This is a genomic window from Planktothrix mougeotii LEGE 06226, from assembly GCF_015207485.1.
Classification (GTDB): Bacteria; Cyanobacteriota; Cyanobacteriia; order Cyanobacteriales; family Microcoleaceae; genus Planktothrix.
Window position 1 is genome coordinate 1 of the sequence record NZ_JADEWU010000138.1, and the last position, 5807, is coordinate 5807.

The window sequence follows — 5807 nt, forward strand, 5'->3', positions numbered from 1 at the left end:
CTTGTCCCCCCTTCCCCTGCTCCTCAACTCAAGGTTGGGAAAAATAGACTCAGGTAAGCGGATAGGATCGCTTGTCCCCAGAGGGCTGTGATGGCGGTAGCGAGGGCTAGGAAGGGGCCGAAGGGGATAGGTTGACGACGATTGATTAATTTAAGGGCGATGGCTCCTCCACCGACAATAGCCCCTAAACCACAGGCGATAAATCCAGCCACGAGTAAATATTTCCAGCCTAACCAAGCTCCCATCATGGCGGCGAGTTTACTATCTCCAGCCCCCATTGCCGTTTGACCCATAACCAGGGTTCCTGCAAAGGAAATAATATCAAATAGCCATAACCCTAGAACAGCCCCCAAAATTCCCACCATCAAGCCATTACTCAGGGGTGAGGATGTTGTTAAGGCGTGGGTGAGTTGAAATCCTAAGCCTAATATTAACCCCGACTGGGTGAGCACATTGGGCAGAGTATAAGTATCTAAATCAATCAACGATAGAGCAATTAACCAACTGAATAAAACCCAATAGCCCACCGTTTGGGTGAAGTTTGGAGATATTAAAAATATTAATAAAAATAAGAGTCCTGTGGTAGCTTCTACAAGGGGATAACGAATAGAAATGGGGGTATGGCAATGTTTACAGCGTCCCTGAAGCCACAACCAACCGAATACGGGAATATTTTCTGAGGGACTCAACCGCGTTAGACATCGGGGACAGCGAGAGGGAGGATGGAGTATGGATAACCCGGCGGGAATTCGATAGATGACCACGTTGAGAAAACTGCCGATGGACGCTCCAAACGCAAACACAATTAAATAGGCAGGTAAACTCAGTATAATATCCATGTTCAATGCTGATTCTTAACGATGGGAGCTAAAACCACTCAACAGAAACCGGGTTTCTGAAAGGGTCTTGATTAAACACCGAAAGCTTTGTACACAAACCCGGTTTCTAAGAGTCCCTGGGAGCTAAAATAAATCGGCTTCAATGTGTTCAAAAGGAATAAAATATTCCCCTGGTAGTAAAATCGGTTGACTCGCAAATAATAAACAACTGCGATAATTGCTAGGGTTGATCGCCACTCCCAAGGGTCGCCGCATTCGTTGAGCATGGACTTCTACATAGGCATAATAGAGATGTTTAGCCACCCTGATTAAGTCAGCATCAAGCTGATAGGGAGGCTTTGGAGGGTTAAGGAAGGATTCAGTTTCGAGTTGTAAGGCTTGTACCACGATCGCTCCTCAATGACAAATTTTAGAGGAAGAAAACAGCGTTGATTTAATATAAGTTGAGTTGATTCCCAAATCTAAAATTAAAATTTTATGATAAACGATAAACCGACTTTACTCGCACTTGATTTTGATGGGGTTGTTTGTGATGGACTGTTAGAATATTTTGAAACCGCATGGCGCAGCTATTGTCAATTGTGGTCGCCTCCTGATGGGATTTCACCGGAAGCATTAGCCCCGATTTTCTATCGAACTCGTCCCGTGATTGAAATTGGTTGGGAAATGCCGATTTTAATTCGAGCTTTGGTTTTAGGGATTTCGGAATCTGATATTTTACAGAATTGGTCAAGAATTGCTCACCATATTGTTACGGAAGAACAATTAAAAGCGGAGGTGATCGGCCCTCATTTGGATGGGGTTAGAGATCAATGGATTAATCAGGATTTATCCGGTTGGTTAGGATTACATCGATTTTATCCGGGTGTGATTGAACGAATTAAACCGTTAATTGAACAGTATTTTCCAGTTTATATTATTACGACAAAAGAGGAGCGATTTGTGCGATCGCTTCTTCAACAACAAGGGGTTACAATTCCTGAAGGTCGAATTTTTGGGAAAGGTTATAAACGTCCGAAAGCGCAAATATTACGGGAATTATTAACAACAATTCAACCGACTCCGAATATTTGGTTTATTGAAGATCGGTTACAAACCTTATTTGCGGTGGAACAACAACCGGATTTAGATTCTGTACAATTATTTTTAGCAGATTGGGGCTATAATCTCCAACAAGAACGAGATTTAACGTTAGAACATCCCAGAATTCATTTATTATCTCTGTCTCAATTTAGCCAAGATTTTTCAGATTGGTTCAACAGTTAAACAGTCGTCTTGTAGGGTGCGTAAGCAAAGCGCACGCACCATCTTTAATACTATATAAATACAGTCTTGTAGGGTGCGTAAGCAAAGCGAACGCACCCTATTTAATACTATATAAATACAGTCTTGTAGGGTGCGTAAGCAAAGCGCACGCACCATCTTTAATACTATATAAATCCTATATAATCGCTCAATTTCAAGTTTGAGAATAGTTGTTTCCAAAACTCATTAAATCTGTGACTGGATGAGACTTTATTGAGTAGCACCTATTGAAGGGTTTTATATTAAATATCCACAGCAGAGATGGTGCGTGCGCTGTGCTTACGCACCCTACGATTATTAAGCTAAACCTTGGGAGAGAAAACCCGCCCAATAGTAGGGACTTGAATAGGGATATTTTACCTCAGAACTATTTTTAGGACTCTCTACTTTTTGTCCTAAGCGCTCTGAAGATTTGGCTAATTCTTCCAGATTTTTACAATTTCTCAGGTCAAATTGCGCTAATCTTAACGCTTCGGGGCGGGTTTTTCCTTGGTCAAGATACTGATAATATAATATCGTCAATATCGCGGTGGTTTGATCATTCACCGCCCACAATGTACTGACAACATTTCGCGCTCCTGCTGATAGGAAACCTGCGGCTAAGGATAACGGTTCATCGGTAATGGGGGTTAAGGTTAAATGGGTTTCGCAACAGGATAAAAATAAATCCAATAACGTTGGAAACCGGAGGGTAAAAATTGTGGCTAAATTGAGTTCTTCTTTATTCGCTAAAACTAATTTGCAATTTTCGGGATTTTGTAAGTCTGCGTTAGCATGATGGCTTGAATGTAACCGTTGCACTTTTTTCGCTAATTCGATATAATTAGATTGGGTACAATCTTGTTCTTTGAGATGATATTCTTGAGAAACTTGATAGCGTTTTGCTAAGGTCTGACATTCAATTTCGGTATAGAATAAATCTCCGGTAGCATTTTCCACAATTCCCAATTGATGGGGTTTGTCAACGGATTTGCGATCGCTACAATATTTCAAAATTTGACAACTGGGAACGACTCTTAACCGAAAGCGATCGCACAAATATTCTGGGGATTCTATATTATTATCTGATACAACGGTACTAGAATCATTGTTTTCATTCCAAGCCATTTGACGAGTTTTTGCGGTTTGGGTTTCTCCGGTGGGAATAGTGGTATTGAGAGTTAAGGGTAAAGCCGCAAAGGGAATTTGATGCAGGTACAAATGGGGAATAATAATTAATTCTTCAATTCCCTGTAAATGTTCCTCAATTAATTGATTAATCTGCAATCTTTGGGCAATTTCGGTGAGAAAATTACCCATATTTTCATGCCATTGGGTTTTGTTTTCGACATAGGGTGTTAACCAATTTTGCAATATCCAGTTTTGCAGGGTTTTGTATCCTTGACCGTCGCAGGTGTGGAGGGTTAGAGAATATGACCTCTCCCCCGACCCCTCTCCTGCGAGGCGAGGGGAGTAAGATTGTTCCCCCATTCCCTCGCAGGGAAGGGGGGTTAGGGGGGTTAGGTCACTTCCCGACACAGACGACCTCTCCCCCGACCCCTCTCCTGCGAGGCGAGGGGAGTAAGATTGTTCCCCCATTCCCTCGCAGGGAAGGGGGGTTAGGGGGGTTAGGTCACTCCGCCGCAACACAAACACAAAGGTTTGATCATTGGTACTATAAAAACTAACAATAGCGGTGACATCATCCTGAATTAACTGCTGAATTTCTGCGAACTGAATCACATCAACTTCTATTTGACCTGCTAATACCGGATCATGACTGCGAATTTTTTGCCAAAGCTGCTTTCTTTCCCTTTCTAATTGTTCAATTTCTGCTAAAGTTTCTGGGGAGAGTTGACGAGTTTTTGAGGGATTTTCCGGTGTATTGGGTGGGGGTGTTTGTAACTGATTCATCCGTTGTTTCAAAAGATTATAGTCCGCCACCAATTCCGGGGGAACTTCCGCATTGGGATAGAGATCCTTACTGGCAAATAAATCCGCTAACTGCCGACACCGCGATCGCTCTGCGGTCAATAAAGCCTGTTGATAATTCCCCAAATTAATATAACATTGAATTGCATTAGCATAAACCCCAATGGCGGCGGCTAAAATCTCTTGACGCTGTTGATCGGTTTGCGCCCGACTGCGACTATTTTCTACTGCTTTCATCGCCGCTTCATACCCTTCAATGCCCCATTCCCAGTTTCCGATTTTAAACCCTAAATTGCCTAAATTGCGTCCAGTTTGTACACAGTCCAGAGGTAATGTTTTCGGTTGGCGAACTATTAACGCTTGTCGATAACAAGCGATGGCAGCTTTTAAATTCTCTTGGGTATTTTCTATTGCTGCTAGGTCAGAATAGGCATTCCCCAGATTATTATTAGTCGTTGCCCATTGTTGGGGGTATGTTTGTTGTTGACGAACAATTAACGCTAGTCGATAACAAGCGATGGCTGCTTTTAAATTCTCTTCGGTATTTTCTATTGCTGCTAGGTTAGAATAGGCAGTCCCCAGATTATTATTAGTCCCTGCCCAATCTTGGGGGTATGTCTGTTGTTGACGAACGATTAAAGCCTGTTGATAACAAGCGATCGCTGCTTTTAAATTCTCTTGGGTATTTTCTATTGCTGCTAGGTCTGAATAGGCATTCCCCAGATTATTATTAGTCGTTGCCCATTGTTGGGGTAAAGTCTGTTGTTGACGAACAATTAATGCCTGTTGATAACAAGCGATGGCTGCTTTTAAATTCTCTTGGGTATTTTCTATTGCTGCTAGGTCTGAATAGGCATTCCCCAGATTATTATTAGTCCCTGCCCAATCTTGGGGGTATGTCTGTTGTTGACGAACGATTAAAGCCTGTTGATAACAAGCGATGGCAGCTTTTAAATTCTCTTGGGTATTTTCTATTGCTGCTAGGTCTGAATAGGCATTCCCCAGATTATTATTAGTTTGCGCCCCTAATTCTGGTTCTTCCTGACGATAACCCAAGACAAACTCATATCCCGCAATAGCAATTTTTTGAATATATCTAGGGTTTCCCAGAGGAAAATCACTAATTCTAATACTGATATTTCCGACTAATGCTACTATCGTTTCTGTTGCTTCTGGGTGTTCTTCAATAATTCCCGTCGCAACGATTTTTAAGACTTCTGCAAATTGTAGGTTGAGGAGATGGCGGTTATCGGCTAGAAGGGTATTTAATTGTTCAATATTTCTTTCATATTCTGTTTGAAATAATCCTTGAATTAAGGTACGATAATCTTGAGGAGAATATTGATTAAATTGCTCATCGTCAGGGGATGGAGGAGAAAAAGATAAAAACGTTATTAATTTTTTGATTAGCTTTAACGACCACTGCTGAATTAAATTAAGGTAAGCACCGAGGCGTTTTTTCATGGGGTACTCCTCTCTGGTTAATAATATTGTAGCGTGTGTTGGGTGAAGTCAGAAACCGGGTTTCTAGTAAAATTTGGAATTAGAAATTAAGTTCTGTTGAGAAACCCGGTTTCTAGGGGTGTGGGTTTTTAGCAAAATCAGAAACCGGGTTTCTAGTAAAATTTGGAATTAGAAATTAAGTTCTGTTGAGAAACCCGGTTTCTATAGCAATCCTAAATGATTTGTGAAAGAGTTCTGTAGGGGTTTGGTCTCCAAACCCTCTTGTTGTCTGGGTTTGGAGACCAAACC

The 5807-nt window shown here is 41.6% G+C and carries 4 protein-coding genes; 1 reads left to right on the forward strand and 3 read right to left on the reverse strand.

Translation table 11 applies throughout. The annotated features are described in order from the left end of the window. Positions 1–23: 23 nt before the first annotated feature. The gene (locus tag IQ236_RS27190) at positions 24–839 is read right to left on the reverse strand and encodes a prepilin peptidase (RefSeq protein WP_193872309.1); all 816 of its coding nucleotides are present in this window, start codon (positions 837–839) and stop codon (positions 24–26) included. A 123-nt stretch (positions 840–962) separates the two neighbouring features. Beyond that, on the reverse strand, positions 963–1226 hold the full coding sequence (locus tag IQ236_RS27195) for a hypothetical protein (RefSeq protein ID WP_228041891.1): 264 nt from the start codon (positions 1224–1226) through the stop codon (positions 963–965). A 90-nt stretch (positions 1227–1316) separates the two neighbouring features. Here IQ236_RS27195 and IQ236_RS27200 point away from each other — a divergent pair, with 90 nt between their 5' ends. After that, positions 1317–2105 (forward strand): HAD family hydrolase, encoded by a 789-nt coding sequence (locus tag IQ236_RS27200; protein WP_193872311.1) that lies wholly within the window; start codon positions 1317–1319, stop codon positions 2103–2105. A gap of 336 nt (positions 2106–2441) precedes the next feature. Here the strand turns inward: IQ236_RS27200 and IQ236_RS27205 are convergent, their stop codons facing one another. After that, positions 2442–5519, reverse strand: a complete 3078-nt coding sequence (locus IQ236_RS27205; protein WP_193872313.1) for a CHAT domain-containing protein — start codon at positions 5517–5519, stop codon at positions 2442–2444. Positions 5520–5807 lie beyond the last annotated feature (288 nt).